The 21,405-nt window shown below is 68.8% G+C and carries 21 protein-coding genes; 9 read left to right on the forward strand and 12 right to left on the reverse strand.

The window, feature by feature from the left end; genetic code table 11:
- Positions 1-216 precede the first annotated feature (216 nt).
- Entirely contained in the window at positions 217-1,782 is a 1,566-nt protein-coding gene (dnaA, locus tag ACRSBM_RS40315; RefSeq protein ID WP_434451968.1) for a chromosomal replication initiator protein DnaA, read from the reverse strand.
- Positions 1,783-2,130: 348 nt separating this feature from the next.
- Here dnaA and rpmH point away from each other — a divergent pair, with 348 nt between their 5' ends.
- The 8 genes from rpmH to ACRSBM_RS40355 all read left to right on the forward strand — a co-directional run bounded on the left by rpmH (position 2,131) and on the right by ACRSBM_RS40355 (position 7,833).
- Positions 2,131-2,274: a 50S ribosomal protein L34 gene (rpmH, locus tag ACRSBM_RS40320; RefSeq protein WP_030465619.1), complete on the forward strand. Its 144-nt coding sequence runs from the start codon at positions 2,131-2,133 to the stop codon at positions 2,272-2,274.
- 74 nt (positions 2,275-2,348) lie between these two features.
- Positions 2,349-2,642 carry a ribonuclease P protein component gene (gene rnpA / locus ACRSBM_RS40325; protein WP_434453428.1) on the forward strand — a complete coding sequence of 98 codons (294 nt, stop codon included), beginning with the start codon at positions 2,349-2,351 and terminating at the stop codon, positions 2,640-2,642.
- Positions 2,639-2,896, forward strand: coding sequence for a membrane protein insertion efficiency factor YidD (yidD, locus tag ACRSBM_RS40330; protein WP_030480223.1), 258 nt, complete (start codon positions 2,639-2,641; stop codon positions 2,894-2,896). Before rnpA ends, yidD begins: the two co-directional genes overlap by 4 nt.
- Positions 2,897-2,900: 4 nt before the next feature.
- Positions 2,901-3,950 carry a membrane protein insertase YidC gene (gene yidC / locus ACRSBM_RS40335; protein ID WP_434451969.1) on the forward strand — a complete coding sequence of 350 codons (1,050 nt, stop codon included), beginning with the start codon at positions 2,901-2,903 and terminating at the stop codon, positions 3,948-3,950.
- 30 nt (positions 3,951-3,980) lie between these two features.
- Positions 3,981-4,538, forward strand: a complete 558-nt coding sequence (locus ACRSBM_RS40340) for a protein jag (RefSeq protein ID WP_434451970.1) — start codon at positions 3,981-3,983, stop codon at positions 4,536-4,538.
- Between the two features lie 711 nt (positions 4,539-5,249).
- A complete protein-coding gene (rsmG, locus tag ACRSBM_RS40345) occupies positions 5,250-5,897 on the forward strand; it encodes a 16S rRNA (guanine(527)-N(7))-methyltransferase RsmG (protein WP_434451971.1) in 648 nt (215 codons plus the stop codon).
- Between the two features lie 95 nt (positions 5,898-5,992).
- Positions 5,993-6,868, forward strand: coding sequence for a ParA family protein (locus ACRSBM_RS40350; protein WP_434453430.1), 876 nt, complete (start codon positions 5,993-5,995; stop codon positions 6,866-6,868).
- A complete protein-coding gene (locus tag ACRSBM_RS40355; protein WP_434451972.1) occupies positions 6,865-7,833 on the forward strand; it encodes a ParB/RepB/Spo0J family partition protein in 969 nt (322 codons plus the stop codon). Before ACRSBM_RS40350 ends, ACRSBM_RS40355 begins: the two co-directional genes overlap by 4 nt.
- 89 nt (positions 7,834-7,922) lie before the next feature.
- On the opposite strand, the gene ACRSBM_RS40360 is transcribed toward ACRSBM_RS40355, so the two are convergent.
- Positions 7,923-8,867 carry a D-alanine--D-alanine ligase family protein gene (locus ACRSBM_RS40360; protein WP_434451973.1) on the reverse strand — a complete coding sequence of 315 codons (945 nt, stop codon included), beginning with the start codon at positions 8,865-8,867 and terminating at the stop codon, positions 7,923-7,925.
- A 20-nt stretch (positions 8,868-8,887) separates the two neighbouring features.
- Positions 8,888-10,204, reverse strand: a complete 1,317-nt coding sequence (locus ACRSBM_RS40365; RefSeq protein ID WP_434451974.1) for a PLP-dependent aminotransferase family protein — start codon at positions 10,202-10,204, stop codon at positions 8,888-8,890.
- A 134-nt stretch (positions 10,205-10,338) separates the two neighbouring features.
- Between ACRSBM_RS40365 and ACRSBM_RS40370 the strand changes: the two genes are divergently transcribed.
- Positions 10,339-10,971, forward strand: a complete 633-nt coding sequence (locus ACRSBM_RS40370; RefSeq protein ID WP_434451975.1) for a GNAT family N-acetyltransferase — start codon at positions 10,339-10,341, stop codon at positions 10,969-10,971.
- A 50-nt stretch (positions 10,972-11,021) separates the two neighbouring features.
- Here the strand turns inward: ACRSBM_RS40370 and ACRSBM_RS40375 are convergent, their stop codons facing one another.
- The 9 genes from ACRSBM_RS40375 to ACRSBM_RS40415 form a co-directional block, all read right to left on the reverse strand.
- Positions 11,022-12,161: an N-acetylmuramoyl-L-alanine amidase gene (locus ACRSBM_RS40375; RefSeq protein WP_434451976.1), complete on the reverse strand. Its 1,140-nt coding sequence runs from the start codon at positions 12,159-12,161 to the stop codon at positions 11,022-11,024.
- Positions 12,162-12,380: 219 nt separating this feature from the next.
- Positions 12,381-12,710: a thioredoxin gene (gene trxA / locus ACRSBM_RS40380; protein WP_434451977.1), complete on the reverse strand. Its 330-nt coding sequence runs from the start codon at positions 12,708-12,710 to the stop codon at positions 12,381-12,383.
- 34 nt (positions 12,711-12,744) lie between these two features.
- On the reverse strand, positions 12,745-13,725 hold the full coding sequence (gene trxB, locus ACRSBM_RS40385; protein ID WP_434451978.1) for a thioredoxin-disulfide reductase: 981 nt from the start codon (positions 13,723-13,725) through the stop codon (positions 12,745-12,747).
- A gap of 77 nt (positions 13,726-13,802) precedes the next feature.
- Positions 13,803-14,546 carry a hypothetical protein gene (locus ACRSBM_RS40390; RefSeq protein ID WP_434451979.1) on the reverse strand — a complete coding sequence of 248 codons (744 nt, stop codon included), beginning with the start codon at positions 14,544-14,546 and terminating at the stop codon, positions 13,803-13,805.
- On the reverse strand, positions 14,543-15,160 hold the full coding sequence (sigM, locus tag ACRSBM_RS40395; RefSeq protein WP_030465635.1) for an RNA polymerase sigma factor SigM: 618 nt from the start codon (positions 15,158-15,160) through the stop codon (positions 14,543-14,545). The genes ACRSBM_RS40390 and sigM overlap by 4 nt, the downstream gene beginning before the upstream one ends.
- A 192-nt stretch (positions 15,161-15,352) precedes the next feature.
- Complete coding sequence (locus tag ACRSBM_RS40400; protein ID WP_434451980.1) at positions 15,353-16,870, reverse strand: protein kinase family protein; 1,518 nt, start codon at positions 16,868-16,870, stop codon at positions 15,353-15,355.
- Between the two features lie 37 nt (positions 16,871-16,907).
- Positions 16,908-18,551 (reverse strand): murein biosynthesis integral membrane protein MurJ, encoded by a 1,644-nt coding sequence (murJ, locus tag ACRSBM_RS40405; protein ID WP_434451981.1) that lies wholly within the window; start codon positions 18,549-18,551, stop codon positions 16,908-16,910.
- On the reverse strand, positions 18,548-20,848 hold the full coding sequence (locus ACRSBM_RS40410) for a DUF6049 family protein (RefSeq protein WP_434451982.1): 2,301 nt from the start codon (positions 20,846-20,848) through the stop codon (positions 18,548-18,550). The genes murJ and ACRSBM_RS40410 overlap by 4 nt, the downstream gene beginning before the upstream one ends.
- Positions 20,845-21,363 (reverse strand): NUDIX hydrolase, encoded by a 519-nt coding sequence (locus ACRSBM_RS40415; protein ID WP_434451983.1) that lies wholly within the window; start codon positions 21,361-21,363, stop codon positions 20,845-20,847. The genes ACRSBM_RS40410 and ACRSBM_RS40415 overlap by 4 nt, the downstream gene beginning before the upstream one ends.
- Positions 21,364-21,405 lie beyond the last annotated feature (42 nt).

Raw genomic sequence — 21,405 nt, forward strand, 5'->3', positions numbered from 1 at the left:
CGGGTACGTGCGTCGCGCGTGGTGGTGGTTGGAGCCGCACGCGCTGATGCATCCCATCGCTCCGCGGAACTCGTCCCCGGGTGCTCCCCGCCGAGCCGCAGCCGCGTCCCCAGGCGCCCGCCGTCGCCCCGCCCACCGCCGTCCCCGGCCCGTCGCGGGCGCACGAAAAAGGGGCCCTCCGCGATGGAGGACCCCTTCGTTGTCACCCGGGTGGGATCAGGGAGCGTGGCGAGCGCGCTGCTTGATCCGGGACGTCAGTTCCTGGACCTGGTCGTAGATCCGCCGGCGCTCGGCCATCTCCTTGCGGATCTTCTTGTCCGCGTGCATGACCGTCGTGTGGTCGCGGCCGCCGAACGTCTGGCCGATCTTCGGCAGCGACAGGTCCGTCAGCTCGCGGCACAGGTACATGGAGATCTGCCGCGCCTGCGCGAGCGCTTTCGTCTTACCGGGGCCGCATAGGTCGTCGATCGTGACGCCGAAGAACTCGGCGGTGACCGCCATGATCGTCGGCGCGGTGATCTCCGGCGCGTGCGAGTCCGGGATCAGGTCGCGCAGCACGATCTCGGCGAGCTGGACGTCGACCGGCTGGCGGTTGAGCGACGCGAACGCCGTGACGCGGATGAGCGCGCCTTCGAGCTCGCGGATGTTGCGCTCGATGCGGGCGGCGATGAACTCCAGCACCTCGGCCGGGGCCGCGAGCCGGTCCTGGGCCGCCTTCTTGCGCAGGATCGCGATGCGCGTCTCCAGCTCGGGCGGCTGGATGTCCGTGATCAGGCCCCACTCGAACCGCGTGCGCAGGCGGTCTTCCAGCGTCTCCAGCCGCTTGGGCGGCCGGTCGCTCGACACCACGATCTGCTTGTTCGTGTTGTGGAGCGTGTTGAACGTGTGGAAGAACTCCTCCTGCGTACCTTCCTTGCCCTCCAGGAACTGGATGTCGTCGACGAGTAGAACGTCGATGTCCCGGTAGCGGCGCTGGAAGGCGACCTTGCGGTCGTCGCGCAGCGAGTTGATGAAGTCGTTGGTGAACTCCTCGGTCGACACGTACCGCACGCGCATGCCGGGGAACAGGCGCTGGGCGTAGTGCCCGACGGCGTGCAGCAGGTGCGTCTTGCCGAGGCCGCTCTCACCCCAGATGAAGAGCGGGTTGTACGCACGGGCCGGAGCCTCGGCCACCGCGACCGCGGCGGCGTGCGCGAACCGGTTCGACGCGCCGATGACGAACGTGTCGAAGTTGTACTTCTCGTTCAGCCTGGTCTGCGACGGCGACGGGTTCGCGGGCCGGGTGTAGGGGAGGTTCCCGTTCGGCGTCGCGGCGCCCGCCGTGTTCGCGGTGTTGAAGGTGGGCCAGATCTCGGTGACGGCGGCGAGCGCGTCGCCGGCCTCGTCGACCTCTTCCTCGGGTTCCTCGGCGAGAACGGGAACCGGCGCGTCACCGACCGGCATCGGCTGGAGCGCCGACACCGGCTGAACGGCCTGGACCGGGATGGGTGTGGTCGGCGGGGTCACCGGGCTCACCGGTTCCGGCGAGTCGACCTTCACCGCGAGGGAGACGGTACGGCCGAGCCTGCGGGACAGCGCGGCGGTGATCGGGTCGCGCAGTGCGCGTTCGATCGCCTCTTTCGCGAAGTCGCTGGGAGCTGCGAGCAGTGCCGTTCCGTCCAGCAACCCGATGGGACGGGTGACCCTCATCCACGCGCGCTGCTGGGGAGACAGGTGGCTCGTCGCGAGCTCCTGCACCACCTCGGCCCACACGAGACCAAGATCGACCTGCTGGTTCGACACCTCCGCGCTCCCCTCCCCTCCACCGGAGCCCAAGACTCCACCGTGGACACGGAGAATAGAGGTATCCACAGAGTTATCCACAACTGTGCACTAAAAGGTGCGTTGTGTTGCCGGTACGGTGGCGGCTCCCACGCCAACCCGGCATGCGCGAGGGAAGAACGGTAACAAGGCCCGGCACGCCTCACAAGACGTGGCGTCGGCCACCCCGATTTGGTCGGCGCACCCGGGGGTGCGTACCCTCGTACGAGTCTCCCGCTTGCGACGGGCGCCTTTCGCGCGCCTACGTCCACTGCCATCGGGGGCGACCACACAGGCTTTGTAAGCAGTGAAGCACCGGGAGAACCGACCGTGAGCAAGGGTAAGCGCACCTTCCAGCCCAACAACCGCCGCCGCGCGAAGACGCACGGCTTCCGGCTGCGTATGCGGACCCGCGCCGGCCGCGCCATTCTGGCCGCGCGCCGTAGCAAGGGCCGTGCCACGCTGTCCGCCTGACAGCAGCTGGTAAGCGCAGCGTCGTCGTGCTACCCCCGGCCGCCCGGCTCACCCGTAGCCAGGACTTCGGCCTGGTGGTCCGCCGAGGCCGCCGCGCCGGACGACCCCGGTTGGTCGTCCATGCCTTGAAGCCCGACGTGCCCACCTTGGATTCGTCCAAGGTGGGCTTCGTCGTGAGCAAGACCGTCGGCAACTCGGTGGTCCGCCATCGCGTGTACCGACGTCTGCGTCACATCGTGCGCCCGATCCTGGCAGAGATGCCACCGGGAACTCTCGTCGTGGTCCGCGCGTTGGCTCCAGCAGCCGAGGCGTCGAGCCAGGAGCTCGCCGCCGACTTCTCCTCTGCCCTGCGCAAGGTGCTGCGATGACCACGTTGCCCGCGAAGGTCGCGCTGCTGCCGGTGCACTTCTATCGGAAGTTCATCTCGCCGCTGCTGCCACCGACCTGTCGCTTCTACCCGAGCTGCAGTGCTTACGCGGTGGAAGCCCTGACCGTCCACGGTGCGCTTCGAGGAACCTGGCTGACCATCCGCCGGTTGCTGCGCTGCGGACCCTGGCACCCTGGAGGCCTGGACCCCGTTCCGCCGAGGCGGCAGGTCCCCGACGTATCCACCGAGGAGTAGCTCCGTGCTCAACTTCATCTACTACCCGGTGTCCTTCATCTTGTGGTGTTGGCACTGGGTGTTCGGCAAGGTCTTCGGTGAATCGAGCGGGTTCGCCTGGGCGCTGGCCGTCATCTTCCTGGTCTTCACCCTCCGCGCCATCCTCTTCAAGCCGTTCGTCGGCCAGGTGCGCTCCATGCGGCGAATGCAGGAGTTCGCCCCGGAGATGCAGAAGATCAAGAAGAAGTACCCGAACGACCGCCAGCGCCAGGCGCAGGAGATGCAGAAGCTGCAGTCCGAGCACGGCGTCAACCCGCTCGGCGGCTGCCTGCCGATGCTGGTGCAGATCCCGGTGTTCATCGGTCTGTTCCACGTGCTGCGCTCGTTCAGGCCCGGCTGGGGCGAGGTCTACTTCTTCGACAAGCAGGGCGTCGACTCGTTCGTCAACGCCAAGCTCTTCGGCACGAACCTCTCGACCTTCATCACGATGCCGGCCGACCAGCTCGCGCAGTTCGGCACCGAGCGCCTGAACGTCATCCTCGTGTCCGTGCCGCTGATGATCGTCGCGTCCATCGCGACCCACTTCACGGCCCGTCACTCGGTGGCCCGCCAGAACCAGGCCGCGATGGACAACCCGCAGACGGCCATCATGAACAAGCTGACGCTCTGGATCTTCCCCGTGGGCGTCCTCGTCGGTGGCTTCTTCTTCCCCGTCGCGATCCTGCTGTACTGGCTGTCCAACAACGCGTGGACCCTCGGCCAGCAGCACTTCGTCTACAAGCGCATCGACGCCGAAGAGGAAGAGAAGAAGGCCACGATCGTCGAGACCCGCCAGGCCCTCGCCCCGAAGCCGGGCGCGAAGCCGGTGAACCCGAAGAAGCCCGCCCCAGGAGCGAAGCCCGCACCCGGCGCGAAGCCCGCGAACGGCGCCAAGCGCATGCCGACCGCAGGCCCGAGCGGCCCGTCGAAGCCGTCGTCACCGGACGCCACCAACGGCAACTCCAACACCGAGATTCCCGGCCTGACTCCAGGCCGATCCACCAGCAAGAAGCCGGGCAGCAAGAAGCGCCGCTGATTTCGGGCGTTGCCCCGGAGAGGAGACATCGTGTCGGAGACCTTGCAGGCGACCGACGACGTGGAGGCGTCGTCGCCGGCCGAGGCCGAGACCTCAGCCGAGCCGCAGTCGCAGAGCAAGACCGAAGACCTGCTCGTCCAGGAAGGCGACATCGCGGGCGACTACCTCGAGCGCCTGCTGGACCTGCTCGACTACGACGGCGACATCGACCTGGACGTGGAAAGCGGCCGAGCCATCGTCAGCATCGACGGCGGCGAGGACCTGGCCAAGCTGGTGGGCCCCCGAGGCAACGTCCTGGAGTCGCTGCAGGAACTAACCCGCCTGGCAGTACAACAGGAAACGGGAGTCCGCTCCCGCCTGATGCTGGACATCGCCCAGTGGCGAGCAGGCCGCCGAGCAGAACTGGCCGAACTGGGCCGTACCACCGCCGAGAAGGTCCTCGCCTCCGGCGAACGAGCCCGCCTGCACCCGATGACGCCCTTCGAGCGCAAGGTCGTCCACGACGCCGTCGCCTCGGTCACCGGCGTGCACAGCGAGAGCGAAGGCGAAGAGCCGCAGCGCCGGGTAATCATCTTCCCCAAGCCCTGACACGCACCGCACCACCACGGCCCCTGGCTCCCACGATCGGGAACCAGGGGCCGTTTGCTGTCCCGGACCAGAGGGAGAGGCGAGGCGGGACGCACGACGAGCCGAGGAGCGCGGAGCGCGACAAGGCGACGCGACGTGACCCCCCCGGCGACCCACCGGCAACCCATACAGGGCCAATGGCGCAGCCGAGACGACCGAGCACTCCGGCGGCGGGCAACCGGTGATGACGTGCCCAGCCCGGCGATTGGGGCTTGACCTTGAGGGGCGGGGTGCGACCGTTGAAGGGATCGGCCGGGCTCCTTATGCCCGGCCGTTTAGGCCGATGAATGCATCCCGCCAGAGGCTCAAGGTCAAGCCCCAATCGCAATCGTCGCGAAGCGGCGATGACTCGACCCGGCTCGGCAACAACAGCGGCGACCACCAACGCAAGGTGACCGCCCGCAAGCCAGCCGCCCCCTCCGCTGGAACAGGAACCAGCCAACGCAACCCGCACCCGCCCCGCACGCAACCGGCCCCGTTTCACGTGAAACTGACCCACCACAGAAGCGCCGAACCCAACTTCCCCAAAGTTTCACGTGAAACCGCCCCCAGGATTTGGCAGACCCCACGGTAGATCCGTCATGATGGTCCCCTGGCATTCGCCAGCTTTCCACCGGCCGCCGCACCACCGCCGCCGCGTGGTTTCACGTGAAACGCTCACGGACGGAGAACATGGCCGGGGAGTTGCCTGACAACGCGAAGCTCGTCTTCGGTGAGCACGTGGACCGTGCCGCCGAGTTCGTCAGGCTCCTGGAGGAGCACGGCGTCGAGCGTGGACTCATCGGTCCCCGCGAGGTCGACAAGATTTGGGATCGGCACGTGCTCAACTCGGCGGTGATCGAGGAGCTCTTCGCGCCCAACGAACGTGTCGTCGACGTAGGCTCGGGCGCGGGGCTGCCGGGTGTGCCACTGGCCATCGCGCGACCCGACCTGAGGATCACGCTGCTGGAGCCGATGGCGCGCCGCATCGCGTGGCTCGAAGAGGTAGTAGAGCGCCTGCACCTCGACAACGTGACGGTCCTCCGCGGCCGCGCCGAGGAAGGGCCGGTTCGCAAGCAGTTGCTGAACTGCGACTCGGTGACCGCGCGGGCCGTCGCGCCGCTCGAGAAGCTGACGAAGTGGTGCCTTCCGCTCCTCAAGGGTGGCGGACGCATGGTCGCGCTCAAGGGTGAGCGCGCGCAGGAGGAGCTCGAACGCGACGGTGCCGCGGTGCTCAAAGCCGGCGGCGCCAACCCGAGGGTCGTCGCGGTGGGAGTGGATGTACTTGAGGTGCCGACGACGGTGCTGATCGTCGAGCGCCAGACGAGGAGGGATCGGTGAGCGTGTACCCGGAGTTCCAATCCGCCGATGTTCCACGTGAAACCGTCACCCCTCAGACCAAGCCGAAGCCGACCAACAACGGAGATGACAGCGCCGTGGTGTGGACCCCGATTGCAGAAGAGGCGGCTCGTGCGGCAAGCGTGCTGCACCCCGACGAGTCACTGCTCCCCCGCCCGACTCATCGCCGGGTGATCACCGTCGCCAACCAGAAGGGTGGCGTCGGCAAGACGACGAGCACGGTGAACCTCGCTGCGGCGCTCGCGATCCACGGGCTCAAGGTGCTCGTGATCGACCTCGACCCGCAGGGCAACGCCAGCACGGCGCTCGCGGTCGAGCACCGCAGCGGCACCCCGAGCGTCTACGAGGTGTTGATCGGCGAGATCTCCATTGCCGAGGCGGCTCAGGTCAGCCCGACGTCGCCGAACCTCTTCTGCGTGCCCGCGACGATCGACCTCGCCGGCGCCGAGATCGAGCTCGTCTCGATGGTGGCCCGCGAGTCGCGGCTCAAGGAGGCGCTCTCCCCCGAGGCGCTCGACCAGCTGCAGCCCGACTACGTCTTCATCGACTGCCCGCCGAGCCTCGGCCTGCTGACGGTCAACGCGATGGTCGCCGCGCAGGAGGTGCTGATCCCCATCCAGTGCGAGTACTACGCGCTGGAGGGACTGAGCCAGCTGCTGCGCAACATCGAGCTCGTGCAGCAGCACCTCAACCCGGACCTCGGCATCTCGACGATCCTCCTCACGATGTACGACGGCCGCACGAAGCTCGCCGACCAGGTGACCAGCGAGGTGCGCAGCCACTTCGGCGACGTCGCCCTCAAGACGGTGATTCCGCGCAGCGTGAAGGTCTCCGAGGCACCAGGATTCGGTCAGACGGTGTTGACGTACGACCCGGGCTCGCGCGGGTCGATGAGCTACCTCGACGCCGCGAAGGAGATCGCGATCCGCGGGGCCAAGAGGGAGGGCGCATGACGGAGCAGCGCAAGGGTGGACTCGGGCGCGGGCTGGCCGCACTCATTCCACAGGGGCCTCCGGCCGGTGCGCCCAGCGCCGTCCGGCCCGCAGCGGCCGGCAACGGGGCCGCCAAGGCCCAGGCCCCGCAGCCCGTCGGGGAGGTCGCGGGCGCGGTCTACCGGGAGATCGCGGTCACCGCGATCAAGACCAACCCCAAGCAGCCGCGCCAGGTGTTCGACCCGGATGCGATCAACGAGCTCTCGTTCTCCATCAAGGAGTTCGGGCTCATGCAGCCGATCGTGGTCCGCGAGCTCACCGGGGACACCTTCGAGCTCGTCATGGGCGAGCGCCGGTGGCGGGCCACCCAGCAGGCCGGGCTCAAGACCATCCCGGCGATCGTGCGGCAGACCGCTGACGACGTGATGCTGCGCGACGCGTTGCTGGAGAACATCCACCGCGTCCAGCTGAACCCGCTCGAAGAGGCGTCGGCGTACCAGCAGCTGCTCGAGGAGTTCGGGGTCACGCACGAGGAACTGGCGGACCGCATCGGTCGCAGCCGGCCCGTCGTCACGAACACCATCCGGCTGCTGAAGCTTCCCCTTCCCGTGCAGCGACGGGTCGCGGCCGGCGTGCTGAGCGCCGGACACGCGCGGGCACTCCTCGGTCTGGACGACGCGGGAGCGCAGGAGGACCTCGCGGCACGGATCATCGCCGAGGGCATGTCGGTCCGCGCGACCGAGGAAGCGGTGACGATCGCCAAGAACGAGAAGCCGGCGAAGGCCAAGCCCGCTCCCCGCAAGCAGATGCACGCGCCCGGTCTGCAGGAGCTCGCCGAGCGCCTCTCGGACAACTTCGACACCCGCGTGAAGGTCGAACTCGGGCAGCGAAAGGGCCGGATCGTCGTCGAGTTCGGGTCAGTTGACGATCTTGAACGCATCGTCGGCATGATCAGCCCGAATACGACAATTCGGACATCGGAGTAGCCCCATAGGATCACCCACGGGCCTTATGTCACGGTGACGATGACGCCCCGCATCCAAACGGATACGGGGCGTCACCTATGAAACAGAGATCAACGAGCGACAGCACGCTCGATCAAACCGGCGTAAATCTCACCCAACGACTGCCCCGCCGCTTCGACGGCCATCGGCAGAAGCGACGTCTCGGTCAGTCCGGGCGACACGTTCACTTCGAGGAAGTAGACCGTCCCGTCCTCCGCCACGATGGCGTCGGTCCGCGACACGTCCCGCAGCCCGAGCAACCGGTGCGCCGCCACCGCGAGCTCCCCCACCGCCTTGGCCGACGCGGGGTCCAGCCGAGCCGGCGAGTGGAAGTCGGTCAGCCCCGCGGTGTACCGAGCCGTGTAGTCGTACACACCGCTCTCCGGAACGATCTCGACGGCGGGCAGAGCCGAAGGACCATCGGGACCGTCGACGACGGCCACCGCCACCTCCACCCCGGAGATGAACTGCTCGGCCAGCACGGTGTCGCCGTACGCCAGGCAACCGACCATCGCCGGCGGCAGCTCCGCGGCGTCCCGGACGACCTGAGCGCCCAGCGCCGACCCGCCCTGGTCCGGCTTCAGCATCAACGGCAGCCCCAGCGTCGAGACCATCGCGTCGAGCACCGGCTTGGCACCCAGTTCCCGGAACGTCGCGTGCGGCAGCACGATCCACTCGGGAGTCGCCAACCCAGACCGAGCGAGCTCGGCCTTCGCGGTCGGCTTGTCCCACGCCCGGCGGCACGCCCGCGAGTCGGTGCCGACGAACGGCACACCGAACATCTCCAGGACCGCCTGCACCGACCCGTTCTCGCCTTCGCCGCCGTGCAGCGCGACGACGACGGCGTCCGGCCGGTTCGACTCGAGACGCGTCAGCAACGAGGCGTCGGCGTCCCACTCCTCCACCGTCACGCCCGCCGACCGCAGCGCAGCCGACAGACGGCGGCCGGAACGGATCGAGACCTCGCGTTCGTGGGAGAGCCCACCGGACAGCACAGCGACCATGCGGTCAGCCACAGCACAACTCCAAAGAAAGATCAGGCGGTGTCAGGCGACGGGGTCTGCGGACCGGACAGCTGACGGCCCGGCGTCGCCCCGAAGGTCACAGCCAGCTCCATCTCCTCCTCGATGACGTTCGCCAGCCGGCGGACGCCCTCTCGGATGCGTTCCGGCGTCGGGTAGCAGTACGAGATCCGCAGCTGGCGGGAGCCGAAGCCGTCCGCGTAGAACCCGGTGCCGGACGCATACGCCACGCGGGCTGTCACGGCCCTGGGCAGCATCGCCTTGGTGTCGATGCCCTCCGGCACCGTCACCCAGACGTAGAAGCCGCCGTCGGGAATGTTCCACGTGGAACCTTGCGGCATGTGCTGCTCGAGGGCGGAGACGGCCGCGTCCCGCCGCTCCCGGTACGCCTCGCGGTAGGTCTTGATCTGACCCTTCCAGTCCTGGGTCGACAGGTACCGCGACACGACCATCTGGTTGAGCGTCGGCGGGCACAGCGTGGCCGACTCGGCCGCCAGCACCAGCTTCTCGCGCACCGCGTGCGGCGCCAACACCCAGCCGACCCGCAGACCGGCGGCGAACGTCTTCGAGAACGATCCGAGGTACACGACGTTGTCCGGGTCCATCGACCGCAGCGCCGGATACGTCTGGCCGTCGAACCCGAGCAGCCCGTACGGGTTGTCCTCCACGACCAGCACGCCGTAGGAGCGGCAGATCTCCAGGATCTCGGCCCGCCGCGACACGGCCAGCGTCACGCCGGCCGGGTTGTGGAAGTTCGGGATCGTGTAGAGGAACTTGACCCGCTGACCAGCGCGCTTGCACGCCTCCAGCGCCTCTCGGAGCAACGACGGCACGAGCCCGTGAGCGTCCATCGCGACGTGCACGACCTGCGCCTGGTAGGCGGTGAACGAGCCCAACGCGCCGACGTACGACGGCCCCTCGGCGATCACCACGTCACCGGGGTCGCAGAAGATCCGGGTGACCAGGTCGAGAGCCATCTGCGAGCCCACGGTCACCACCACGTCATCCGGGTGGCCGTTGATGCCCTCCAGCGCCATGACCTCGCAGATCTGCTCTCGCAGCAACGGAACACCGTGCGCCGAGCCGTACTGCAGCGCCACCAGACCCTCGGTGGCCACCAGCTGGCCGATCTCCGCGGACAATGACTCCAACGGCAGCGCGGCGAGGTGCGGCATGCCGCCGGCGAGCGATACGACCTCGGGACGCGACGCGACTGCGAAAAGTGCCCGGATCTCCGACGCCGTCATCCCTGCCGTGCGCGCTGCGTAGCGGCGGAGGTGGGGGTCAAGGCTTCTGGGGCCCTGTTTGGCGGGCTGTCCGGACACAGTCATGTGGGACTCCTGAATAGGAAATGTCCCGAGCGAGTGTAACCGTCGTCCCGTTCAGGGCACGCGCCTTCCGGGTTCCGTCACATTCGCCTACCCTCGTATGGGTTCACTGTGTGTGTTAACGGCTGGAGGTCGGGGTGTCCCGTCGCGTCGTGGGCGTCACGCTGGACAACCTGGAGCATCTCTCCAAGCACAGCAGGACGTGCGTTTTCTGGGAGCTGGCTCCTCACCTGCGCCAACAGGCTGAGGAATACGGCGACACCGAGTTCGAGAAGGAAGCCTGGGTCTCCAGCGTCCTGCTCGAATGGGGTTCCTGCGGCCGGCTCATTTACTGCGATGGCATTCCGGCTGGTTCGGTCTTCTACGCACCACCGGCCGCCGTTCCGCGTAGCGCCGCCTTCCCGACGTCCCCGGTGAGCCCGGACGCGGTCCTCATGACGTCGCTGGACGTTCTCCCGGAGTTCCGAGGGGGAGGACTCGCGCGCGTGCTCGTTCAGGCCGTGGCGAAGGATCTGACGCGTCGTGGCGTGAAGGCCATCGAGGCGTTCGGTGACATGCGCCCGAACGACGAAGAGCCCAGTTGCGTCACGCCCGCGGAGTTCCTCACGAGCGTCGGCTTCAAGACCGTGCGGCCGCACCCGCGCTGGCCCCGGTTGCGGATGGAGCTGCGCAGCTCCATCACCTGGAAGGAAGACGTCGAGGCCGCCCTGGAGCGCCTTCTCAACAGCGTCACCGTCTCCACGGCGGAACCCAGCTTCCGACCGGTCTAAGGCAACAAAAAAGTCCCCTCGCACGGAGCGAGGGGACTTTTTTTGTCAGATCAGCTCTTCGACATCTCGTAGCGCAACAGGTCGTTGAACGTGAAGGTGCCCGTCGGCTGGTCGTCCTTGCCGAGCAGGTAGAGCCGCTTCACCGCCACGAGAATGCCCTCGGCGACGATGTCGCGGAACCCCGGCGTGGCGAGCCGAGCACGGTCCTCGGCGTTCGTCAGATAGCCCACCTCGACGCGGACGGCCGTGCAGCGGGTGAGCCGCAGCAGGTCCCACGTCTTCGGATGCGAACCGCAGTTCGACATCGTCGTGCGGGCCGTGACCTCACGCTGGATGAACCCGGCCAGCGCCTCACCGACGGTCGACGACGTGCCGTTGCCGGTGCCGTAGTGGAACGTCGCCACGCCCTGCGCGTTCGGCGACGAGTTGCCGTCGCTGTGCAACGACAGGATCAGGTCGGCGCCGGCCTCGTTCGCGAACCGGGCGCGTTCCGCCTCGTCCGGGCAGTTGTCCGGACCGCGTGTGAGCAACGCCTCCATGCCGGTGGCGGCCATCTTGCCCTCGAGCCGGCGCGCGAGGTCCAGCATCAGGTCGGCCTCGGACACACCGTCCACGACCACGCCGCGATCCTCACCGCCGTGACCGGGGTCGATGACGATCCGCTTGCCGGACAGGCGCGACCCGGCACTGCGGACCCGCTCCTGCTCGCGCAGCAGCACCGGACGGCCACCGCGGACCTTCGGCTGGAGCTGGCGCAACGCGCGCACGGTGTCCGGGCCGCACATGCCGTCCACGATCAGGCCGTAGTCGCGCTGGAAGTTGCGCAACGCCTGCTCGGTCTGCTGGCCGAACACGCCGTTCGCGCGCCCGGCGTCGTAGCCGAGCTCCAGCAGGCGTTCCTGCAACACCAGCACGTCGTCGCCGGTCGTCTGCTGGGACATCAGGAACGCGAGCGGGCGGTCGCCGAGTGAGAACGTCGCATCGCGCAGCGAGCGGTAGGTCGCCTGGCCCACGATGCCGTCGATGATCAGCCCCCGCTGCTGCTGGAACGCGCGCACGGCGTGCTCGACCTGCTGGTCGAACACCGGCGGCGCCTGTGGGTCGGCCGGCGGAAGCAGTCCAAGCCTGGTCAGAGTCGACCGGATCTCGGCAACATCACTTCCGACGTCCCCGCGGCGGAGCAGCTGCATGCACCCTCGCTCGACTAGGGCGCCGAACTTGGTCGGCGCGTCAGTTGGGAAGCCCTCATTGTGCCCTGCCGCGCTCAGTGATCGATGCAGGGCTACTCACAGTTGTACCGAGATCACGTTCTCGGTACTCGAAACGAACGTGACCCGCCCGTCTTATCGATAGACGGGCGGGTCACGTTGCGCGTTGCAAGGGACTTCTCAGCCCTCGCAACTTTTTCGTCAGGCCAGGACGTCCTGCAGGTCGTTCAGCAGCGCGGCCTTGGGCTTCGCGCCGACGATCTGCTTCACCGGACGGCCGCCCTGGAACAGGATCAGCGTCGGCACGGACATGATCTGGTAGTCACGCGCGATCGACGGGTTGGCGTCGATGTCGACCTTGGCGATGGTGATCTTCTCGCCGTGCTCGGCCGCGATCTCCTCCAGCACCGGCGCAACCATCTTGCACGGGCCGCACCAGGTCGCCCAGAAGTCGACCAGCACGGGCTTCTCGCTGGTCAGCACATCGTCAGCGAACGTCTTGTCGGTCACCGTGACGGTGGCGCCTGCCATGTTGCTCTCCCTAAAAGATCTCGCAGAAGGAACTTCAGTTGCTCTTGCCGTAGCCGCCACCGACGGCCTCGGCGGCGATCTCGGCGTGCTCCTCGCCGTGCTCGGCGAGCCACCGCTCCGCGTCGATCGCAGCGCTGCAACCGGAGCCGGCGGCGGTGATCGCCTGGCGGTACTCGTGGTCGACGAGGTCGCCTGCCGCGAACACGCCGTCCAGGTTCGTGTAGGAGGTCTTGTCCTTCGTCAGGACGTAGCCCTCCTCGTCCAGGTCGACCTGCCCCTTGACCAGCGCCGAGCGCGGGTCGTGGCCGATCGCCAGGAAGAAGCCGGTCACGGGCAGCTCGGACTCGGCACCGGTCTGGGTGTCCCTGACCTTGATCGAGGACACCGTGCCGTCACCCAGCACGTCGGTGACCTGGGTGTTCAGCTGCCACTTGATCTTGTCGTTGGCGCGGGCGCGCTCCAGCATGACCTTGGAGGCGCGGAACTCCTCGCGACGGTGGATGACCGTCACCGACTTCGCGAAGCGGGTGAGGAACGTGGCCTCCTCCATCGCCGTGTCGCCGCCGCCGACCACCGCGATGTCGTGGTCGCGGAAGAAGAAGCCGTCGCACGTCGCACAGGCGGACACGCCGCGGCCGAGCAGCTCCTGCTCGCCGGGGATGTTCAGGTACCTGGCCGCGGCACCCATCGCGAGGATGACGGCCCTGGCCTCGTACTCGACGCCGTTCGCGACGACCTTCTTGACCTCACCGGTCAGCTCGACGGACTCGACGTCCTCGGCACGCAGCTCGGCGCCGAAGCGCTGTGCCTGCTCACGCATCTGCTCCATGAGCTCGGGGCCCATGATGCCGTCGCGGAACCCGGGGTAGTTCTCGACCTCGGTCGTCGTCATCAGGGCGCCGCCGTACTGCGACCCCTCGAAGACCAGGGGTTCCAGCTGAGCGCGTGCCGCGTAGACCGCCGCGGTGTAGCCCGCCGGGCCCGATCCAATGATGATCACGTTGCGCAAGCTCACGGCTCTGCAGCTCCTCGATCTCGTCGTCTGACTCGCTCAACGGATCGTAGGTGCAGCTAATTCCGTGACGTGAGCGACTACCGCGCTCCGATGGTGGTGTTCGCCAGAACACCCTCGGGCTTGTCCGGTCCACAGGTCTTCGGATCGAGCACGACCAGCCGGTACTGCCCGAGACCAGCCGGCAGGATCGCCATCACCGCATCTTTGCCCTCAAGGTCAATCGGGCTGATGCCGAGCGGGTTCCCCGAGCTCGCGATGCCGCCGCCCTTCAGGCACTCGGAAAGGCGGTCCGGGGTCTCCAGCGGGCCGTAGTTCTGCGCCTTGAGCACCTCACCGACCACGGAACCCAGGTCGTCCGACGACACGGCGAGCGGCGGCTCGGCCGACACGCTCGCGCTCGTCGTGGGCCGGTCCTGCGCCGCCGGCGGCGTGTTCGCCTGGTCCCCGCCGGGCGAGACCGCGAACACGATGCCGAACGCGGCGGCCGCGGCGACCAGCACGCCGCCACCGAGGCCGAGCCTGCGGTTGCGGCGCTTGCGGGCCTCGTCCAGCGACACGACCGGTGCGGCGGGACGGGCCTCGGCGGCCAGTGCGGCGTCGATCCTGGCCGCGACGTGGTCGGGCATCGGGATCGGCGGCAACGAACGCAGGTCCTCCAGCGTGGCGTCGAGCGCCTGGAGGATCTCCCTGGCCTCGGCGTCCGCCTCCACCCTCGGGCGCAGCTGTGCGGCGACCTCAGGGGGCAGCACGCCCGCGTGCAGATCCGCGATGAGGTCCACAGACCACGGCGGACCCATCGGCACGCGCTCCATGCCGGTCATCGGCCCTCCCACTGACGTTGCTCTTGCACATTCACACCGTCAGCTGGGACGTTCGCATCTGCGATTCGGTTCCTGAGGTGCCCGAGAACTTTGGCGAGCTTGGCGCGACCCCGCGCGCACCGGCTCTTGACCGTGCCCTCCGCGATGCCCAGGAGCTGCGCCGTTTCCGCGACGGAGTAGCCCTCGACGTCGACCAGCACGATGGGCGCCCTCTGCTCCTCCGGCAGCTCCATCAACGCCTGCTGCACGATGAGGCTCGTCTCCCGGTCGCTCATCGCGTCACGAGGCGCGACGGGCTCGCCGGGGCCTGCCTCGGGCAGCGGCACTGTCGGTCTTGTTTGTCGCCGTCTCATCCGGTCGAGGCACGCGTTCACCACGATCCGGTGAAGCCAGGTGGTGACCTGTGACTCCGCGCGGAACGACGACGCTGCCCGGAAGGCCGAGATGAACGCCTCCTGGAGCGCGTCCGCCGCCTCCTCCGGGTCGCGCAGCGTGCGCAACGCGACGGCCCACATCCGGTCTCGGTGCCGTTTGACCAGCTCCGAGAACGCGTAGGGGTCACCTGCGGCGTGGGCCGAGATGAGATCGGCGTCCGAGCTGGCTGCGGCGGTCACGCTGGGGAGGATAGCGAGAGTGATCACACGTCAGCCGGTCAGGTTCGATCCGGGGGCCGAGCGGGATCGCGAGGTCGCGTCGGTCGTCCGGTCACCCGCTCGTGCCGGAATCGGCGGAGCCCATTTCGGCACGAGCGAGTCGGGCGGACGGCCGACTTCCCGGCGACCTCGCCGCCGCGCCAGCGGCCAATGTCACTGTGCGCGGGTGTAGAGGACCTCTCGGATCTCGGACTGGTTCTTGCCGCCGCCCGCGTTCGACAGCTGCGTGATCCAGATCAGGATGTGCGCGGTCGGCTCGTGGTCGTTGAGCTGGATCTGCGTCTGCCCGTCCGACAGCTCGGCGACCCCGATGACCTTGGTCTCCTCCAGCGGCGCGTCCAGCGAGGACGCGGCCCGGATCTCGACCTTCGTGCCCTTGCTGGGCGACGTGAGGGTGACCGAGGCCAGCTTCACCGGTTCGGCGAACGACGCCATCAGCCCGATGCCCGGCTTCAGGGCCGGGAAGGGCTGGAAGTAGTTCTCGGTCCGCCAGAACGTGTCGGTGTTGGTGTCGACCGCCCGGCTCGCCTGGTTCGCGTTGTCGGGCTGGTTCGTCACGTCGTAGACGCCGATCTGCGCCGGCTGCACCGGACCGGCGGGTGCGGGCGGAGGCGCGGACTGGCCGTTCGACCCCGGCTGGTTGATCACCACGGTCGGGCCGCCGCCCTTGGAGGGCTCGTCGCTGAAGAAGCCGACGATCTGCACGCTCAGCCACACGATCACGGTCAGCGTGGCCACGGCGAGCACCCCGACGCTGATCCACAGCTTCTTCTTCTGCTGCTTGTCCTGCCGTGGACGCTGTGTCGTCCACACGACCTGGTCGTCGTCGTCGCGTGACGCCGCCACGGCCGGGATGAGCGAGGTCTCGGCTTCCTCGGCCGCGATCTGGTCCAGGACCTGCAGGATCGCGGCGGACGTGCGGATGCCGCCCACCGACGTGTCTTCCAGCGACCGCACGGCGACGGACGACAGCTCGTGCGGCAGGTACGGGTGCAACGCGTTCGGTGCGACCACGGTCCCGTCCGGCCCGGTCGGAGCGGCCGGCACGCCGTTCGGACCGCCCGGCAGCGCCCAGCGGCCGGTGAGCAGCAGGTACAGGATCGCGCCGAGACCCTTGACGTCGTCGCGCGCGATCGCGTCCGGCCGGGGACCGGGGAACGCGAGCCGCAGGCGGCCGTCCGACGTGACCCGGATGCGTTGTGGGTGGTCGGCGCCCAGCACGAGACCAGCGTGGTGCGCGCCCTCGATCGCGGCGCCCAGCGGTTCTAGCAGGCGGGTCGCGGCGCCCGCCGGCAGCGGGCCCTCCGCGATCAGGTCCATCAGGTCTGTGCCCTGGGTCCACTCGGCGATGACCATGCCGAGGATGCCCTCGTCGGGCCGGATGCCGGTGCCGGGCGTGAGGACGTCGATCACCCTGGACACGCCGGGGTGCGTGAACGACGCCGCGTGCATCGCGCGTTCGACCGTCCGGCGGGCGCGGGCGGCTGCGTCGTTGTCCGCCAGGTCGCCCAGCAGCACCGTCAGCGCCACGTCCCGGTTGAGCTGACCGTCCCTGCCGCGCCACAGCTCCGCGTTGGACCTGGCGTCCGCCCCGGATTTCGCGAGCAGGCGGTAGCGGCCGTTGCCGATGACGCCGCCGGGAACCAGGGCGGCGTGAACTCCGCTACTCACAGGATCGAGAGTACGGGACGACGGTCACGGGCTGGAGTCATCGCCGCCGCACCAAACGGTTGATCTTCTCGATCGCCGGCTTCATCTCGGGTACCCGGAACGCGGCCAAAAGGCCGAACGCGAGCGGCAGACCGATCAGTGTCACCAGAACGACCTCGAACCAGGCGGCTACAACCGGGTTCGTGAACCCGATCGCGCCCAGGGCCAGCGAGTTCACGCCCTTGGCCACCGCGAAGGCGATCGCGGACGCGACCACCGTGAGGCAGACGGTCCAGATGGTGAAGCCGGTGCGCAGGCGTCCGAGGCGGATGCGCAGCCACACCTGACCGACGACCGCGCCGAAGACGAAGCTGAGCGACATCGCGAGCGACACGCCGACGGCGAGCTGCTCGGGTTCGGACACCGCGAGGAAGAAGTACAACAGGCCGATCCGGACGGCCACGATCAACGCCTGGATCAACGTCGGCGTGCGCGCGTCCTTCATCGCGTAGAAGACCCGCAGCTGCAGCAGCGTGACCGCGTAGGGCACCAGGCCGAACGCGGACAGCGCGAGCGCCAGGCCGACCGCCGTACCGCCGGACACACCCGACCTGCCGAACCCGAAGGCGGCGAGACCGATGGCCACACCGGAGACCGTCATCAGCACGCTGAACGGCATCAGCAGGATCGTCGACATCCGGTTGCCGAACAGCAGGTCGCGCACGATCGAGTCGTTGTCGTTGTTCGCGGCCGCCCGGCTCATCTTCGGCATCAGCGCGGTCAGCAGCGACACGCCGAGCACGCCGTACGGCACCTGGGCGATCAGCCACTGGAAGTTGAACGCCGTCAGCGCGCCGTCGCCGTGCGTCGCCACCTTGGTCAGCACCGTCATGCTCGCGAAACCGAGGATGACGTAGAGCAGCACCCAGAAGGCGAGGCTGCCGAACTCGGCGAGCCGCGAGTCCCAGCCGAACCGCCACTTGAAGCGGAAACCGGTCCTGCGCAGCGCCGGGACCAGCACCAGCGCCTGCACGGCGACTCCGAGCGCGGTGCCGAGGCCGAGCACCAGGACGTGGCTGTCGGTCATGGAGACCGGGTCGAGCGTGATGTCGCCGGGGAGCAGCCAGTAGACGCCCAGGACGAGCATCACGACGAGGTTGTTCAGCACCGGCGCCCAGGTGGGCAGGCCGAACACGTGCCGGGCGTTGAGGACGGCGCCGATCAGCGCGGTCAGGCCGTAGAACACGATGCCCGGCAGCACCAGGTAGGCGAACGCGGTGACCAGGTCGCGGTTCGCGTTCGGCGAGTCCGCGATGAACAGCGAGGTCAGCAGCGGCGCGCAGGCCACCGCGACCACCGTGCCGACGGCCAGGATCGCCGTGCCCATGCTGATCAGCCACTGCGCGTACGACTCACCGCCGTCGCCGTCCTCCTTCTCGGCGCGGACCAGCAGCGGGATCGCCACGCTGGTCAGGATGCCGCCGAGGAGGAGTTCGTTGATCATCGTCGGCAGCGTCGACGCGGCCTGGTAGGAGTCGTTGAGCGTGCCGATGCCCAGCGCCGCCACCAGCAGAACCTTCGACAGCAGGCCGGTGACGCGGCTGACGATGGTCGCGATGGCCATCGAGCCGCTGGCCCTGGCTACCGAGGGGCCTTGCTGCTGCGGAATCTCTGGTTCGGTGGTCGTGGCTGTCTCGCTCACGCGCTCGACTTCTCCGGTGTGACGTTCTCGATGGACGGTGCCGCGCCGTTCTCGCCGTTGCGAGCACGGACCCGCTTGTAGATGCGCCGACCGGAAAGCAGGACGAGCGCGATCCCGGCGATCACGGTGATGATCACCGTGATCGTGCCGTAGGCGGACGACGACACCTCAAGCTTGACAGTGTCACCGAGCGGGACGCCCTCCGGAGTCGTCAGCCGGACGTTGACGGGGAACCGGCCGGAGCGCAGCACCTCGACCGGGACCCGCACGACGCGCTCGCCGCGGGCGGGGAGCACCTGGTCGGCGAGGTCGAGCGCGCGGATGCCGGGGGTGTCGGCGAGCTCGATCCGGACGGTCACGCGGACGTCGAGCTTGTTCGTGATCGTGACCGGGATGGGGCTGTCACCCGAACCGAGCAGGATCGGGCTGTTCGGCTGCGTCACGCCGACCATGCCGGTCAGCGCGTCGATCTCGGCCTGGCTGATCTCGGCCGCGGACCTGGCGCCCTGCTCGTTCGACCGCCAGGCGCCGGACATCGCGCGCAGCAGGCCGAGCCACAGCGGGTCGGCCAGGTCGGCGGGCGAGGCGTGCGCGCTGTCCTCCTGCTGCATGGCCGCGACCAGGCCGTTGAGCTGCACGGTCTGGTTGGTCACCGAGGTCGTGATGATCGACGAGATCTCCCGCGCGCCGGCCTCCGGCGGGTAGGCGACCTTGGCGTTCGTGACCGCCGGGGTGGAGCCGGTCAGCTCCTCGAGCCCGGTCTGGGCCGCGTAGCCGCCGGTCAGCAGCTTCTGGGCGGTGGCGAGGAACTCGGTCATCTCCGACAGTGGCGCGTGCCAGCGGCGGGGCGGCGCGACCAGCACGTTGCGGCCGTCGCCCTGCCACCCGGCGCGGAACACCAGCACCGCCAGCGCGTTCTGCACGGACACCGGCTGGCCCTCGACCGGTGCGGCCACGCCGGACAGCGTGCGCGGGCGTGACTCACTGCCCTGCAGCGCGTCCGAGACCATCGAGTCGATCTTCACCGCGGTCACCGGGTGCTCGCCGCCGATGCCGACGGGAGCGGTGCCCGGCGCGTCGGTCAGGCCGGTCGGGTCGAGCAGGAGCGACTTCACACCGGTGTAGCCCTGGTCCGGCTGCGGGGTGACCAGCTCGTCGAACGTCGACTGGTCCAGCACGCCGTCCTCCGGCCACACCACGTCGGGCAGCGGCCGAACGGACAGGACGTCCTGGATGAGCTTGGGGCCGTCGGTCACCGCGAGCGTGCGCATGGTGCCGAGCTTCGCCCTGTTCAACGCCACAAGGTCGGCGTCGGCGTACGGCAGTGCCACGACGCACCGGCCGGTGACGGCGAGCTTGAGCCGGTCCAGCCACAGCTTGGCCTCGACCATCCCCGTGCCCTCGGCGCCACCGCGCACCTTGTACCCGGTGCTCATGGCCTGCACGGTGCGCAGCAGGTCGGGGTCGATGGCGACGCACATGGCCGTGCTCATCGACGAGATCGCCTGCTCGTAGGCCTGCAACAGGCCGTACAGCCGGCCGTTGACCGAGAGCGACGCCGCGAGCTCGTCGTCGATCAGCTCCGACTGGCCGGCGCCGCCGAGCCGGACGAGCCGGGGGCGGTCCGACATCGGCCACAGCACGGTGAGCTTCGCGGCCGCGCCCGGCTTGGCCTTCGTCTCGCCTCCCGGCACCCCGAGCACGGGCAGCAGCGTGGACAGCGCCGCGAGCCGTGCCTGGCCGCCGTAGTCCGGCTTGCCGTTGACGTTCGCGAGGATCGGGTAGATGCCCGGCTGCTCGATCGCGATGGACGTGGGCTCGGAGCCGCGCAACGGCACCTCGAGCGAGAAGTCCTTCTGCTGGCCGGGCTCGAGCACGGTGGCGACGTTGGTGAACCTGGGCTGCACGGCCTCGGCCGCCGCGGGTTCCCGCAGCGCCTTGCGCAGGTCGTCCTCGGTGTCGAGCGGCTCGCCGCGCTCCAGGCGCAGCACGATGTCGGACACCTTGCGGTCACCGACGTTGACGATCTTGCCGGTGATCTTGACGGTCGACGGCGAGTCGCTCGTGACGAACCGGGGGGTGAGCTGGTCGATGTCGAGCCGCAGGAACTGCTGCTCCTGCTGGCCGGGCTGGGCGGAGAGCGATCTGGTCGCCCACACCTGGGTGGCGGGAGCGGGCAGGAACGGCAGCGCGTCGATCTCGTCCGGCTGGGACTGCTCGACGGCGCCCGCCGGCGGCGTCGCGGTCAGCAGGAACGCGGCTGCAGCGGCTGTGCAGACGAGCTTCTTCAGCCTCACGCCGACTCCGCCCCGTTGCGGCAGCGGCCGGCGAGCAGTTCGACTGCTCGGCGGACCAGGCGGCGCTCGTCGGCATACGCGAGTCGCTCGTCCAGTTCGCCGAGTGGCACCCACGCCACCTCGGTGACCTCCACGTCTTCGTCGGAAAGCTCTCCTCCCAGTGCTTCGAGGAGGAAGTGGTGAACCGTCTTGTGCACCCGGCGGTCGTCCGCGACGAACCAGTAGTCGATCGACCCCAGCGGGCGCAGCACCCTGCTATGAATACCGGTCTCCTCGGCGACCTCGCGCACCGCGGTCTGTTCCGCGGTCTCGCCTGCCTCGATGTGACCCTTGGGCAAAGACCACAGCAACCGGCCTCGCCGGTCAAGTCTGCCGATCACCGCGGCCCGCTGCTCGCCGTCGAGCACCAGGCCACCTGCCGACGTCTCGTCGACGGTCTTGAGCCTCCGGCTCTTGCGCCTCCTCCGGCGGCCCGGCTTCGGGCCTCCTCCGGATCGTGCGGCTGACGGGGGCATACGGCCGATCGTACTTACGAACGTTAAGTACGCTGGTTTCTC

This window comes from Lentzea xerophila (genome assembly GCF_051094245.1).
Classification (GTDB): Bacteria; Actinomycetota; Actinomycetes; order Mycobacteriales; family Pseudonocardiaceae; genus Lentzea; species Lentzea xerophila.

What these genes read in the sequence shown, in the direction of transcription:
- ACRSBM_RS40355 (WP_434451972.1), top strand. Translation starts at nt 6,865, where the DNA reads ATGACGGAGCAGCGCAAGGGTGGACTCGGGCGCGGGCTGGCCGCACTC.
- rsmG (WP_434451971.1), top strand. Translation starts at nt 5,250, where the DNA reads ATGGCCGGGGAGTTGCCTGACAACGCGAAGCTCGTCTTCGGTGAGCAC.
- trxA (WP_434451977.1), bottom strand. Translation starts at nt 12,710, where the DNA reads ATGGCAGGCGCCACCGTCACGGTGACCGACAAGACGTTCGCTGACGAT.
- ACRSBM_RS40375 (WP_434451976.1), bottom strand. Translation starts at nt 12,161, where the DNA reads ATGCAGCTGCTCCGCCGCGGGGACGTCGGAAGTGATGTTGCCGAGATC.
- ACRSBM_RS40415 (WP_434451983.1), bottom strand. Translation starts at nt 21,363, where the DNA reads ATGCCCCCGTCAGCCGCACGATCCGGAGGAGGCCCGAAGCCGGGCCGC.
- yidD (WP_030480223.1), top strand. Translation starts at nt 2,639, where the DNA reads ATGACCACGTTGCCCGCGAAGGTCGCGCTGCTGCCGGTGCACTTCTAT.
- ACRSBM_RS40365 (WP_434451974.1), bottom strand. Translation starts at nt 10,204, where the DNA reads ATGACTGTGTCCGGACAGCCCGCCAAACAGGGCCCCAGAAGCCTTGAC.
- ACRSBM_RS40390 (WP_434451979.1), bottom strand. Translation starts at nt 14,546, where the DNA reads ATGACCGGCATGGAGCGCGTGCCGATGGGTCCGCCGTGGTCTGTGGAC.